Here is a 14,350-nt window from a genome sequence, read left to right as displayed (position 1 = left end):
GACCGCGTTTTCTGGTGCGTATTGTTAGCGAAACTGCCATCATATTTTAGAGGTAAAAACTTATGAGTGATAATCCAACAGTAAAAAAGCGACATTTTAAATTAAAAATGCCCGGGGCGTTCTTCATTCTGTTCATTCTGACCGTGGTCGCGGTGATTGCGACCTGGACCATTCCGGCCGGAAGTTACTCGAAGCTGTCGTATAATAATGCCAACTCCGAGCTGCGGTTACAGAATCCCCACGGACACGTGACCAGCTTACCTGCGACCCAACAAGAGCTAGATAAGCTGGGGGTTAAGATCAAGATCGGTCAGTTTAAGTCGGGCGGGATCACCCAAGCCGTTTCGGTGCCCCACACCTACGAACGACTGGCGCAACACCCGGCGAAGTTAAGTGACATCACGGGAAGCATGGTCAACGGGACTATCGAATCCGTCGATATCATGATCTTCATCTTCGTCCTAGGGGGCCTGATTGGCGTGGTTAAAGCCAGTGGGGCCTTCGAGACGGGGCTGATGGCGCTGACCAAGAAAACCAAAGGCCACGAGTTCTTACTGATCTTCTTAGTCTCGGTTCTTCTGGTCCTCGGGGGGACCTTGTGTGGGATCGAAGAAGAGGCCGTGGCCTTCTACCCGATTCTGGTGCCCGTCTTCATTGCGATGGGCTACGATTCAATCGTGAGTGTCGGGGCCATCTTCCTGGCCAGTTCGGTCGGGACCTCGTTCTCTACGATTAACCCGTTCTCCGTGGTGATTGCCTCCAACGCGGCCGGCATCAACTTCACGGAAGGGATCATGTGGCGGGCCGGCGGTCTGTTCATTGCCACCATCTTCCTGTTGTTCTACCTGCATTGGTACAGTAAGAAGGTTAAGGCGGACCCTGAGTTCTCCTACACCTGGGATGACCATGAAGAGTTCGATAAGATGTGGTCAGTGGAATCCACCAGCGGCGGTCAAGAGACCGGCTTTACGTTCCGGAAGAAACTGATTCTGATTCTCTTTGTCGTGACGTTCCCGATCATGGTTTGGGGGGTTATGGCCAAGGGTTGGTGGTTCCCAACCATGGCCTCATCCTTCCTGACCTTCGCCATCATCATTATGTTCCTCGCCGGAACCGGGAAATACGGTTTGGGTGAAACGGGCGTGGTGGACGCCTTCGTTGCCGGGTCCTCCGGTCTGGTCGGGGTTTCCCTGATCATCGGGCTGGCACGGGGGATCAACCTGGTCTTGAACAACGGGTTGATTTCGGACACAATCTTACAATTCGCGTCCTCGCTGGTTACCCACATGAGTGGCCCAATCTTCATCATTGTGATGTTGCTGATCTTCTTCGTGTTAGGGTTTATCGTGCCATCCTCATCTGGTTTGGCGGTACTGTCGATGCCAATCCTGGCACCCCTGGCAGATACGGTCAACATTCCCCGGTTCGTGGTCGTTACGGCCTACCAATTCGGGCAATACGCGATGCTCTTCTTAGCCCCAACCGGGTTAGTCATGGCAACGCTGCAGATGTTGCATATGCGCTACTCCCACTGGTTCCGGTTTGTCTGGCCCGTTGTGGTCTTCTTACTGGTCTTCGGTGGTGGGATCCTAGTGACCGAAGTGTTAGTTTACAAGTAATCAGATAGATGTAAAATGCCGTCCTTTCGTTAGAAAGGGCGGTTTTTTGTGTAATGGTTGTCATCCGCCTACCGGGCGTCCAGGCAGGGATGAGCTGGGCGTTCGTTAGGTCAGCGATATTTTAAATTAAAATATGGTTAAAGATAGCGGGGTGTTTTATAATTAAATCTTAATGGAGATTGAGAAGGGATTGATTGGATGGTTTACAAATATTACCCCCATTGGAAGTTCTTTTTAATGAACTTGACGGGATGGATTTCGAGTTGTGAGAATCTGGTGATTGCGACCGTTGTGGCAACGCTGACGACCTTTGCGACCCGCCGAGAGTTTGACCGGTTACCAGAATTCTTAGGAGTGGCGTTCGGGAGCCTGTTAGTGACCTATCTGGCACAGGTCTGCTTTAACTGGTTCACCACTGACGCCGTGCGCCACTTGAACCGGACCTTGCGTGCGCAGGTCTTTCGGGGGATGGTCACTCAGCCGACGGAGACGGACGACGCGGCGTTGGGATTTCTGACCAACGACTTTAAGTTACTGGAGACCAACCGCTTCCAAGCCGAAATCAACATGCTGATTTCCGCGTATACGCTGGTGATGGCGTTCGGCTACGCCCTGTACCTGAACTGGCTGATCACCCTGATCTTTTTCGTGGGCAGTTGTGCGCCCATGTTAGTCTCTAACCTATTTCAAAAGCCGTTAGAGCGAGCCTCGGAGAACTGGTCGCAGCAAAATGACCAGTACGTGAACCAGACCAAGAATTTCTTGGCGGGAGCCGGAACGATTGCCCGGTACCACGCCCAGGACGCCGCCGTGGCGAAGAACCAAGCCATGGTCGATCTCCTGGAAGCCGCACTGGCGAAGATGAATCTGCGGAACCTAGTCGGTAACGCCTGCATCAACGTTACGGCCAATCTGTGTACGTTCCTGTTGCCTTTCTTGGTGGGGGTCTACTTGATCGTTCGCGGTCAGACCACGTTAGGCGTCTTGTTCGCTATCGTTCAGTTGTCGAATTCCTTCGTCAACCCCATCTTGACGATCCTCGCACAACGCAATAACCTGGCCACCACGCGCCAAATCGTTGAACGCCTGAACGGGTACGTTGCCGCTGGTCACCAGGCGTTACCCGCGCCCGCACCGGCCTTAGGGGAGCTGGCCTTTCGCCAGGTAACGCTCCAACGCCAGCAACGCACCTTGTTACATAATTTAGACCTGACGATCCACGCGGGGGAGAAGATTGCCGTGATCGGTCGTTCGGGGAGCGGTAAATCCACGCTTTTAACGTACTTATGGTCTGGTCAATTTGGGCATGCCCAGACAGTTCAGCTGAACCATCAGCCCGTCCAAGCCAGTCAGTTAGCGGGCGTCTTTGCCTACGCCAGCCAAAGCCCGGTCATTTTCGCCGGGACCTTGCGCTTTAACCTGACACTGGGGGCTTCGGTAAGCGACGACCGGTTGACCGCGCTATGCCAGGAGCTGGACTTGGGGGACTTGGTCGCAAAGGAAGGCCTGGATTACTCACTGGGCAGCAACGCCGACCAGCTATCTGGGGGGCAGTTGGCCCGGATCGAGTTAGGTCGGGCCCTGTTGTCCCAGCGGCCGATTTTGTTGCTGGATGAAATGACGGCGGCCCTGGATAAGCAAACGGCGTTGGATATCCACCAACGACTCTGGCACTCGAAACTGACCATCATCGAGGCGATTCACCATTACACGTCCGCGGACCTGGTGCACTATGACCAAGTGGTGAGCGTGGATACGTTAGCCACCGCTTCGGCTGGTCGTTAGGCGCATGAAAAACAGCCCCCGGAAGATCACCGTCTTCCAGGGGCTGTTTGGGAGTCATTAAGCCTGTTTTTCGAATTGGTGGACGCCATCGGCCAGGCGGTTCAGCCCGTCTTGCAGCCGTTCTGCGGGGCAGGCCACGTTGATGCGGATAAAGTCGTGACCGTCACCGCCATAAACGGCCCCGGCAGTGATGAAGAGTCCGGTCTTTGCCCGGATAAAGTCCGCCAGCGCGGTGGTGTCGGAAGTGACGTGGCGGCAGTCGATCCAGACCAGGTAAGTGGCGTGGCCTTCAATGACCTGGAGTTCGGGCAACTGGGTGGCGATGAACTGGGTCAGGGTCTGCTTGTTGGCCGTGACCTGTGCGTTCATGGCGTGGACCCAGTCGGAACCGGTGGTGTACGCGGCAATCACGCCGGGGATGGCGAACGAGTTGGGTTCAGCTAATTCGTCGGTGTTAATGCCCCGGTCGACCACGTGACGCAAGGCCTCGTTAGGGACAATGACCGTCGCCGCGTGCAGGGCGGCCACGTTAAAGGTCTTACTGGTCGAGACACAGGTGATGCTGTTTTGGGCGTTGACGTCGTTGACGGAAGCGAACGGCGTGTAGGGGTGACCGGCGTCGGTGATGTCACCGTGGATCTCGTCGGACAGAACGGTCACGTGGTGCTTAGCGGCTAATGCGCCGATCTGCGCCAGCTCGTCGGCGGTCCAGACCTTACCCACGGGATTGTGGGGGTTGCAGAGAATCATCATGGTGGTCAGGGGTTCCGCCAGCTTGGCGTCTAAGTCGTCCCAGTCGATGGCGTATTGACCGTCATGGTCGACCAGGTCGCTGGAAAGCACGTGCCGGCCGTTATTGACGATGGAGTTGTAGAAGATGTTGTAGACAGGGGCTTGGACTAAGACGTTGTCGCCCACGTTGCTGACGCGCCGAACCGCTGACGAGATGGTCGGGACGACCCCGGTCACGAAGCGCATCCACGCCGTGTTGGGCGCCCAGTTGTGTTCCGTGGCGTACCAGTGTTGAACGGCTTCGAAGTAGGCTTCGGGAACTTCCTCGTAGCCGAAGATGCCGCTAGCGGCTTTGTCCTGGAACGCTTTGATGATTCCGGGAGCCGTGCGGAAGTCCATGTCGGCGACCCACATGGGCAGTTCGTTATCCTTCACGTCCCACTTAACGGAATTGGTGTGCCGACGGTCAATCATTTCTGAAAAGTCATTTGCCATGCGTTTCATCCTCCTGAATCGTAATCGTGGTCTGCTTAGGGTCAATGGCGGGGTCATCAAAGATGATCTGGCCAATCTTAGGGGCGGTGATCTGGCCGTTGACCGGGTTCTTTACACTATCAATGCTGGTTTTAATTGTAGCATCAATGTCGGTGCAGTACTCGAACGACAGGTCGGTGTTGATCAATGAGCAGTTGCGCATGGTCAGGTGATCGACGTAGCACAACCCCTGGTCGCTTTCGAGCCAACAGTCGACAAAGGTGATGTTCTTGGCGTTCCAGGCTAGGTACTCCCCGATAATGGTCGAGTTGTAGATGGTGACGTTCTCGCAGTTCCAGAACGCGTCGTGGGTGATGAACGTGGAGTCGTGGACTTCGATGTTCTTTCCACCGTCGAAGACGTAATTTCCGGTGACCTTGAGGTTGTGGGCCACCACGTTATTGGTGTTCATCCCGAAGTAGTCGCCGTTGACCGTCACGTGGTCGAGTTGAACGTCGTCGCACCACCAGAGGGTCTCCCCGGCATCCGAGAAGTCCACGTTCTTTAGCCGGAGCTGTTGGGCGTGCCGGAAGGTCTTGGTGGCCCGCACCGTGGTGTTGGTCATGGTCATGTCTTGGGTGTACCAGATCCCGGCGTGGGCGTCGGGTTGCCAAGTTGTGTGATTCAATTTGGCGTGGTGGGTGTACCACAGGGGGTACTTCCATTTAAAAATCGTGTGGTCGATGGCGACGTTTTGACTGTGCTTGAGCGGGGATTCCCCGTCGACAAACGTACTATTGGTGATGTGGAGGTCGTGCCCCTGAAAGAGGGCCCGTTCTCCAGTTAGAACTTGTTGATTAATTTCCTTCAAATTTCTCGACTCCCTTTGTCTGGTAAAAACGTCTAAAACGTCAACGGTGGTAAGCATTCGCCTTACCGGGCGCCCAGCTGGTTAAGGCCATCCGGTCCCGCCAGCCGATTGGCAGGGCCGTGACGCCAGTGGGCACGACTTTAAGCCGCGCAAAGCCCGCCCGTCTTAAAGCTCGGCCTTAGCCTAAGGCCAGAAAACCGCTGGCCTAACGCTAATTTCACCGGCTGGGCCCTATCGGCTGGCGGGACCTCACGTGGAGGCGCGACAATGACTAACACAGCAGACCATTCTAGCGCTAACGTAAGCCGTGAGGGTGGTCAGCTAGGGCTCAGCAGTGAAATTTGACTTGGGCGACGTTTCTTAGTCGGCCTAGTCAAAGGCCCAGCTTCGAGACCGCTCTTTGGCTCGAAGTGGTGCCCACTGCGTTCCAGCCCTAGCTGGCCGCCCGGTAAGGCGGATGATTTCTACTATCCTAATTAAGTTCTATTCTAGACCCTTCGAGTGGTCCTAAGGCAATCAATTTGTGACTTTTTTCCACCAGCGGACGTACCAGGCGCCTAGACTGGCGGTTAATAGGACCCAGAGACCGGCGAAGAGGGCGTACCGCTTCGGCGTCAGGAGGGGCGCTAAAGCCGCGTGCCGGGCCACGAAACGCAGGTATTGGTGCGGGTGTTGCTGCAGCGCGTGAGGTAACAACGGATAGTTCGCCGGTGCCGTGACCACAGCTAGCGGTTGGTTGCCCGAATTGGTCACCCGGAGTTGGTAAGTCCCGGCGGGTTGGTCGGGGAGCTTCACGTTGGCCAGGGAGACCCGCTTCGCTGAACGCCAGATGGGCTTGCCTTGGCGGGTCTCGAGGGTCAGTTGTCCCCGGGTCCCCCGGTTAGGGTCCACTACCAAGCGGTTTAACGTGACCGGAGCGGTGAATGGTTGCGTCAGGTGCTGGCCCGCGTGTAGCCGAATCAGGTGGTCTTGGTAGTAACGGCCCTCGTTTTGACTGACCGCATCGACCAATTGCGTGACGGGGCGCGTGTGAACCACACCGCCCCAGGCCAGTGCGCCAACCATTAGGACGCTAAAGCTAGCAACCAGGGTTCGTGACCAGACTCGGGGATGGCGGACTGGGCACCGTTCCGGGAGGCGAAAACTGCTGGCGGCCCCCGCTAATAGGAGGGGCAAGAGCGGCAAGGCGTAGCGTTCCTCGGTCTCCCAGAAGATCACGTGAAAGGCGGTCAGTCCCAGAGCGAAGAGCCCCCCGACCCAGAAACCGGCGGAGAAGTGGCGCCGGCGCCATTGGACCCAGCCCCAGCAAAGGTTAATCAGAAGCAAGCCACAGTAGGCCGCTTGGGTCAGGTTGGCCAATAGCCATTCGCAGACGGGTTGGTGCCGGCGGTAGGCTGTGGGTAAGCGGTCGAAGGCTGAGTTGACCTGAAAGCTATCGAAGGTTCCGGTGGCCAAAAAGAGCTGGGCCTTACGGAAGAGATGGACGGCCACGCCGCTGGGACCTAGCTGGTCGAAGGCTTGAGCGAGGTGTTCCTGGGCCAGCGTGGTCTTGGCTTGTGCCGTCGGGGCCGCAATTACCGTGTCGGCATCTTGCTTATTGTAATCACCGTGGTAGGCGGGATTCCAGCTCATGGCGATCCAGCTGAGGGCTGGCAGGGCCTGGTTAGGGTCGGCTTGGTAGCCGGCGGCCGTTTGGGCCCACCGGTTGACGCCCATCCCACCCGCAAAGCACAGCGCAATCAGGAGGGTCACCCCGAACTTCCCCCAGCCGACCCGGGGTAAGTGATTGGGGAGTAGCCACAGGCCCAGTAATACGGCGATGGTGAGCACGATAAAGTTCGCCTTGAAGAGGTAGCTGACGGCCAGAAGCAGGCCTAAGACCAATCCTCGCCCCAGTCCCTGACGCCAGGTGACGGCCCGGCGGAACCGGAAGAGGGCGACTAGGACCAGATATACGGCGGGCAGGACCACGGTGTCGCTATAGGTGTTGAGCGCGTACGCGTAGAGCGGTACGCTGGTCGTGACCAGGATCAAGAATAGGTTAGCCCGTAGTGGGGCGACTTGGCGGCGAAGGTGGTGGGCCATCACCGCTATACCCGTGTCGAGCCAAGCAAACTGGACCAGGTTGAGCCAGACCCCCGAATCGCCACCGGTAACCCAACGTCCCAGCTTGAGGACCCCCGCTAATAAGAGGGTGAGGGGGACGTTATTGGGGTAGGTGTAAAAGTAGGCGTTCCACTGGTGGTCCCCGTTGAGTAACGCAACGGCTTGCTGGTGCACGAAGTACAGGTCGGCCCGGGGCGCGGCGATCCAGTCATAGGCGATAATCAGTTGTCCCGTTAACAGGACAGCCCATAGCCCCCAGCCGACCCACTGGTGGGTGCGGGGGGGAAGGTGGTGCAGGTACCAGTAGGTGATGCCCAAGAGTCCCAGATAGACTAAACTAGTCAGCCCCACCAGTAATGGGGACCACCAATGGCGGTCAGCGCGATAGGCCACGGGGCACAGCAGGGCTAATAGCCCGGTAATGGCCAGGAGGCCGGTGATCAACAGACCGCCACTGATGCGTAATTTTTGACGAAACGACATAGAACGACTCCTCTATGAGGGTTGGTGCTGGAACCGCGTCCCCTCAATGTTTTTTTGGACGAACTCGTTGGAGTAGGTATCGGTCTCGATGATGAAGGCGGGACGGTGCTTACTCTGGGCGAAGGTTCGGCCAACGTATTCCCCAATGATGCCTAATGCCATCAGTTGGAGACCGCCAAGTAGCCACAAGGAAGCCATGATGGGGCCGACACCAGCGGTCGTGATCCCGCGTAACGCATCGATTCCTAACCAGCCGAACGCCACTAAGGCGGCCAGGCAGACCAGACTGCCTACTCCCATAATCGCGCGAATTGGGACTAATGAGAAGGAAAAGATTCCGTTTAAGGCTAATTTGAGCATTTTACTTAACGGATACTTGGAGACGCCAGCCGTTCGAGGACGCCGCTTATAGTACAGCTTAGTGGACGGGAAGCCCAGTTGCGGCACGATGCCACGGATGAACGGGTCCGTTTCGTGGTAGCGCAGTAGGGCGGTCAACGCACAGCGGGTCATCATCCGGTAATCCGCGTGGTTGGGAATCAGGTGCACGCCAATCTTATTCATCAACCAGTAGAAGCGTTGGGCCGTGGTGCGCTTGAACCAGGTGTCGCTGGAGCGGTCGTTGCGGACACCGTAGACGATGTCGAACCCGTCGGCGGCTTGTTGGACCATGGTTGGAATCAAGTACGGGTTGTCCTGCAGGTCAGCGTCAATCGTAATCGTGAGGTCCGAGTAAGGCGCGGCGGTTCGGAGACCAGCCATCAAAGCGACCTCTTGGCCGTAGTTCCGGCTGAACTTTAAGCCGGTGAACAGTGCGTTTTGGGCCTGGAGGGTTTGAATGGTCTCCCAGGTCTGGTCGTGACTGCCATCGTCGACGAACAGAATCTTACTGTCGGTCGTGACTTGTTGACCGGCAATCAGTTTGGTTAAAATGCCACCCAGGGTTTTCGCGCTGGATGGTAGAACAGCTTCTTCGTTATAGCAAGGTACCACGATAGTTAACCGTGGCAGTTTTTTGGTCATCATAGATACTTCCTCCCCAAAGTAAACCCTGTACGCTGGCTAGTTCCCCCGCTAGCCAAACGTCTTTCCTTAGGATAGTGCCAAACGGGTGGTAGGAGATTAAAAAACACTCGCAAGCGGGGGCATGATACGGGGAACTAACTTTGCGACTGAATCACTGAGGCGGGGCTGGGGTGACTTAGCCTCCAAGCGCGGTCTTCAGGATTGACCTGAGGGTAAGCTAACCCCAAGGGACGCCACTGAGCCGCTTCAGGTCCCACCTCACGGCTAAATTGAGCGTCCCCACCCGACGCTTGAACTTAGAAATAGCAACAAGTAGTTCGCAAAATAGCTTTGTGGCAAAGGGATTGGGGGCGGGGATGATTGGCTAACTTAGTAGTTTAACGAATAACTAATATCATAAAAACTTTTAACTAATGGTAACCGAATTGAAACCTTCCTGTCACCTAAGCGGGGTGTTTTGGACCTACAGTAGGACCTGAGGTGTTATCGCGAGAAACGTGATGCCCTTATCGGCAGGGAGAGGGGAGTTTTAACCATGTTTAAAAATCATCATCGCTTTGGTAACCGGGTGTTCCAAACGGCGGCCATGGTTGGTGCACTAGCGGGTTTGGCTTGGGGAAGTCAGACCGTAGCCCATGCCAGTACATTAGCCGTTCCAGATATTTCCGAATGGCAGGGCCGACTGTCGGCCGGCGAAGTTGCCGGTCTTAAGAATCAAGTTTCCTTTGTGATCAACCGGCGGCAGTATGGTGCCGGCTACCAAGACCTGTATGCCACCAATAACACGAACCTATACGTCCGTTACGGCGTTCCGTTTGGCGAGTACGACTACGCCCGGTTTCACGACGCCGCGAGCGCCCGGCAGGAAGCCCAGGACTTCTATGCGCGATCGAATAAGCACGCCAACTTTTACGTCTTGGACTTCGAGGAAAACGACGTGACGTCCGGGTCCACTAACGCCGCCGTTCGGGCTTGGGCGGATGAGATGCGGTCGTTAACGACCAAGCACCTGGTCTTTTATTCCTATCAATCGTTCGCCACGACCTACGCCAACAGCGCACGCCAAGCGTTCGACGCGCAATGGATCGCCAATTACTCGTCAACGCCGACGATTCCGTTCGCCCTCTGGCAGTACACGGACCATCACTACCTATCCGCGCTGGGGCAGTATACGGATAATAGTCGGGTCGCGACCAGCGTTCACCCGGTTTCGTGGTGGGCGGATAGCGCAGCGCTGGCTTTAACGCACGCACCAGCCACCTCCAGTGCGACCACGTCGTCGGCTAACGCGAACGTGAATCCCACGGTCGCGGCCCCGAGCACCAGTGGTACCGGCTCAACCTTTACTGGCTACCCAGTTGGGGCGTACGCGGAGCTGCATAAGCATGCGACCCGCTACACGGATGGCAAGGCCATTCCTGTGTCGCGGCGCCAACGGCTCTACAAGATTACTAAGGTTTCCGGCCAGAAGCTCTACCTCAAGACTCTGCATCACTGGGTCTGGGCGCGGGACGTGACCGGCTACTGGGGTGGCAGTCACCGGAGCTTCAAGCTGACCCATAAGCTGAACCTGTACCGTAACGCTAGCCTGACCCGCCGGACGGGCGGCTATTACGTGGCCGGTGATACGGTGCACGGAAGCCTGGTTAAATCACCGAACGGGCGTGCTTACCGGATCAAGACTAAGTTGGGTTACTTGACAGCGAACGTCCGGTATTCGAATTTGGCATAACGGTCATGATGTGAATCGAGGGAAAAGATCATGAAGAAGACGAAAAAGATGTTCGTGACCAGTGTCGCCGGTCTGGCGTTGTTGGCCACGTTAGGCTCGGGGACGCTGATGACCATGCACGCCGCTAACGACGTCAGTTCGGTCAGTCAAACGGCTGCGCCCACCACGGCAACGACGGCCGGGACTAGACTGGCGGCGACTAGCGCGAGTGGCACGCGCCAGAATTACACCGTGCAGTATCACGGCAGTGGTCAGCACGCGACCTTCCAGAAGCGGACCTTAGGCAGTGCCGCCACGGCGGCCGACCAGGTCGACTATGTCGGTCGGGGCACCCAGGGTGCAACGGTTGCCCTGAATGACCAGACGCATGCGGTGATGCAAGGCGTCATGGGGCACACCTACGTTCACTGGAACACGGGGAATTGGTCGGTGACCGCAATCACGAGCAATGCGGATCAGAGTGGGACGCCCACGCAGTTCGCCAAGCAGGTCAATGCGCAGTTGAAGCAGGCCAAGTTACCGGATGACGCAACGACGGGGGCGGTGACGGTCTACAGCCAGACCACTGCGGCCGACACGCCGACCAGTACGGTCAAGTGGCAACAGGGCCATCAGCTCTATACCGTGAGTGGTCAGACGGCGAACAGTACCGTCAAGTTGGCCCAAAACAGCGCGAAGTAGCGTGACATTGGCCCACTTGTGACCGTTTTAGATAATTAATGACCGCCTAATCGAATGGACTAAGGACGTCTCTGTATTCGGCAGAGACGCCCTTTTTACTTAAGAAGAAAATAGCGGTAACGGTTGATAGGCCGGTATTTCATTCGAGTAAATTATCCGTCAACTACGCAGTTGAGCGCCTAACTGGTGGTCAATCAAACTGTAACTTGGGGTAACGGAATTGCAAACGGCTTGTTACGGGATGCACACTTAAGTTCGTTACAGTAGAAACCGTGATACCACGGAGGTGAAATGGCATACGGGTCACGAGACGTCGTGAATGGGCGTCTCCAGAATTCTAAATTAACCTTAGTAAGGAAGTGCCAAGATATGTTTATCACGCAACATCCATGGGCGCGACGCCTGGCGCAGACGGTCGCGATGGTCGGGGCCATGGCGGGACTGGCCTGGGGCAGCCAAACACCGGTTCAAGCTAGCACACTAGCGATTCCCGACATTTCAGAGTGGCAGGGGAAGTTAACCGCCAGCCAGGTCGCCAACTTGAAGAATCAAGTGTCGTTCGTGATCAACCGCCGGCAGTACGGGTCCTCGTACGTGGACCTTTATGCGGCCAACAATACGGCGTTGTATGCCAAGTACGGCATCCCGTTTGGCGAATACGACTATGCCCGGTTCACCAGTGCGGCCAGTGCCAAGCAGGAAGCAAAGGACTTTTATAATCGGTCGAATAAAAACGCCCAGTTTTACGCGTTGGACTTTGAAGAAAACGACGTGACGTCCGGGACCACGAACGCGGCGGTCAAGGCTTGGTACGATGAGATGCGGTCGTTGACGGATAAGAAGCTGATCTTCTACTCCTACCAAAGCTTTGCGACCAGCTACGCCAATACGGCCCGGCAATCCTTTGATGCTCAGTGGATCGCCAACTACTCGTACACGCCCACGATTGCCCACGCCTTGTGGCAGTACACGGACCACAATTACCTGTCGGCGTTAGGCGAATATACGGATAACAGTAAGGCCATTACGTCCGTGCATCCCGTCTCATGGTGGACGGATAGTGTCACCACGGCGTTGAGCCATACTACCTCGTACGCTTACAGTAGCTATAAGAAGGGGCAACACATTTATTTACATAAAAATGCCTCGAGCTACCAAGACGGGACCAAAATCCCAACCAGTGCCCGCCAGAAGTTCTATAAGATCAGTAAGGTCAAGTCCGTCGCCCAGTCGAAGTCACTTCAGGCCCTGTACATCTCCTCGCTAGGGAAGTGGGTCCTCGCGCAAGACGCGAGTGGGTACTGGGTTGGCCAACACGGGTCATTTACTTTGAAGCATAAGCTGAACCTCTATTCCGATTCTAGTTTATCGAAGAAGACGGGGAGCTACTACGTCAAGGGAGACCAGGTTGCCGGTAAGGTGGTCTTGGCACCTAGCGGGAAGTCCTACCGCATCAAGACCAAGCTGGGCTATATCTCGGCGAACAATCAGTACTCTAACCACGCGTACTATGAGTCGTTGAATAGTAGCCGGCAGATCAAGACCAAGAAGAAGGTTTACCAGTACACGGGGTCCAGCTTTAAGAAGAGCCAACGTGCTGTTGCGGTACCTAAGGGCAAGACCTTAATGGTGACGGCGGTCAAGAAGCGTTCGACGGGCTCGCGTTACTTCGTCTTGAGTAACGGCCGATACGTCACGGCACTTCACAGTTACGTCAAAGAATAGGAAGGTGGAAAAGAGCATGCGACGAACCAAAAAATTGCTGTTGGGGACTGCCACGGGCCTAGCCGTCCTGGCGACCCTGGGTTCCGGGACACTGTTGACCATGCACGCGGCCAACAACGTTAGTTCGGTCACTCAGACGGCCGCGCCCACCACGGCCACGGCCGATGGGACTAAGGTGACGGCCACTAAGGCCAGTGGGACCAAGCAAAATTACCGCGTCACCTACCACGACCAGACCGGCGATAGCCAGGCTACGTTCAAGCAACAGACCCTAGGCAACGCACAGACGGCCAAGGATGAGGTGGATTACGTGGGGAAGCAGACGACCGGTGCGCCGGTCAAACTGACCAAGCAGACCAAGGCCGTGGCCCAGGGGGTCATGGGCCACACCTACGTCCACTGGAACACGGGCAAGTGGTCGGTCACGGCGGTCACGGATAATGCGGACCAGGCGGGCACCCCTGCGCAGTTTGCCAAACAAGTCAATCGGCAGCTGAAGCGGGCCAGCTTACCTAGCCAGGCCAAGCGTGGAGCGGTCACCGTCTACAGTGGGGATGAAGCTGACCAGGCCAACACGGTTCAGTGGCAGAGCGGCAAGCACCTCTACACAGTCAGTGGCCAGTCCGCGGCCACGACGGTCAAGTTAGCACAGAATAGCCAAAAATAGGGGACATATGTGATTTCGTGACGTTCTTTAAAGGATGAAGCAGCCACTAATCTTCCGATGATTACCTGTCATTGGAGGACTAGCGGCTTTTTCGTATTGTCAAAGTTAGGATGAGAGTTGGCCGCCCTCCGGCGCTCAGGGGCTGGAACGCCTGCGGGCACGATTTTGGACCTCGCAAGACCCGCGAGTTCCAAAACTCGGCCTGATGGTAAGTCAGCACAAAACGCTAACTAACCATCATTTCGCTGGCTGAGCCCCTGCTCGCCTCCGGGCTGAATATTGGTGGGTTAAATTAATCTTGATTTGACGAGTATTCCTAGATTGTGTTTTTAAGCGAGTAAAATTTGGACTTTGGTGATACCCACTAAGCGATAGTTGGAGATCATTGTAGAACGGTTTTGCGTGATGGTAAGCCGTGAGGGGGGCCAGACAGGGCTCAGCCGTGAAAT

The 14,350-nt window shown here is 56.1% G+C and carries 10 protein-coding genes; 6 read left to right on the top strand and 4 right to left on the bottom strand.

The window, feature by feature from the left end; genetic code table 11:
* Positions 1–62 precede the first annotated feature (62 nt).
* A complete protein-coding gene (locus tag RIN67_RS11640) occupies positions 63–1,619 on the top strand; it encodes a YfcC family protein (protein ID WP_265000205.1) in 1,557 nt (518 codons plus the stop codon).
* A 198-nt stretch (positions 1,620–1,817) separates the two neighbouring features.
* Positions 1,818–3,404: an ATP-binding cassette domain-containing protein gene (locus RIN67_RS11635; protein ID WP_265000204.1), complete on the top strand. Its 1,587-nt coding sequence runs from the start codon at positions 1,818–1,820 to the stop codon at positions 3,402–3,404.
* A gap of 57 nt (positions 3,405–3,461) precedes the next feature.
* Here the strand turns inward: RIN67_RS11635 and RIN67_RS11630 are convergent, their stop codons facing one another.
* The 4 genes from RIN67_RS11630 to RIN67_RS11615 all read right to left on the bottom strand — a co-directional run bounded on the left by RIN67_RS11630 (position 3,462) and on the right by RIN67_RS11615 (position 9,096).
* Positions 3,462–4,631, bottom strand: a complete 1,170-nt coding sequence (locus RIN67_RS11630; protein WP_265000203.1) for a MalY/PatB family protein — start codon at positions 4,629–4,631, stop codon at positions 3,462–3,464.
* The gene (locus RIN67_RS11625) at positions 4,621–5,481 is read right to left on the bottom strand and encodes a DUF3737 family protein (RefSeq protein ID WP_024747438.1); all 861 of its coding nucleotides are present in this window, start codon (positions 5,479–5,481) and stop codon (positions 4,621–4,623) included. The genes RIN67_RS11630 and RIN67_RS11625 overlap by 11 nt, the downstream gene beginning before the upstream one ends.
* Before the next feature lie 516 nt (positions 5,482–5,997).
* On the bottom strand, positions 5,998–8,070 hold the full coding sequence (locus tag RIN67_RS11620; protein ID WP_313825851.1) for a hypothetical protein: 2,073 nt from the start codon (positions 8,068–8,070) through the stop codon (positions 5,998–6,000).
* Between the two features lie 12 nt (positions 8,071–8,082).
* Positions 8,083–9,096, bottom strand: coding sequence for a glycosyltransferase family 2 protein (locus RIN67_RS11615; protein WP_265000324.1), 1,014 nt, complete (start codon positions 9,094–9,096; stop codon positions 8,083–8,085).
* Between the two features lie 535 nt (positions 9,097–9,631).
* Between RIN67_RS11615 and RIN67_RS11610 the strand changes: the two genes are divergently transcribed.
* The 4 genes from RIN67_RS11610 (at position 9,632) to RIN67_RS11595 (ending at position 13,901) form a co-directional block, all read left to right on the top strand.
* Positions 9,632–10,828, top strand: coding sequence for a GH25 family lysozyme (locus tag RIN67_RS11610; protein WP_313825852.1), 1,197 nt, complete (start codon positions 9,632–9,634; stop codon positions 10,826–10,828).
* 30 nt (positions 10,829–10,858) lie between these two features.
* Positions 10,859–11,509 (top strand): hypothetical protein, encoded by a 651-nt coding sequence (locus RIN67_RS11605; protein WP_265000322.1) that lies wholly within the window; start codon positions 10,859–10,861, stop codon positions 11,507–11,509.
* Positions 11,510–11,929: 420 nt separating this feature from the next.
* A complete protein-coding gene (locus RIN67_RS11600) occupies positions 11,930–13,234 on the top strand; it encodes a GH25 family lysozyme (RefSeq protein ID WP_390894541.1) in 1,305 nt (434 codons plus the stop codon).
* Positions 13,235–13,250: 16 nt separating this feature from the next.
* The gene (locus RIN67_RS11595) at positions 13,251–13,901 is read left to right on the top strand and encodes a hypothetical protein (protein WP_265000320.1); all 651 of its coding nucleotides are present in this window, start codon (positions 13,251–13,253) and stop codon (positions 13,899–13,901) included.
* Positions 13,902–14,350 lie beyond the last annotated feature (449 nt).

Origin of the sequence: Levilactobacillus namurensis (genome assembly GCF_032197885.1) — a bacterium.
Lineage (GTDB): Bacteria > Bacillota > Bacilli > Lactobacillales > Lactobacillaceae > Levilactobacillus > Levilactobacillus namurensis_A.
Note: the sequence above shows the minus strand (reverse complement) of the source record. Positions and strands in the feature narration are given on the sequence as shown.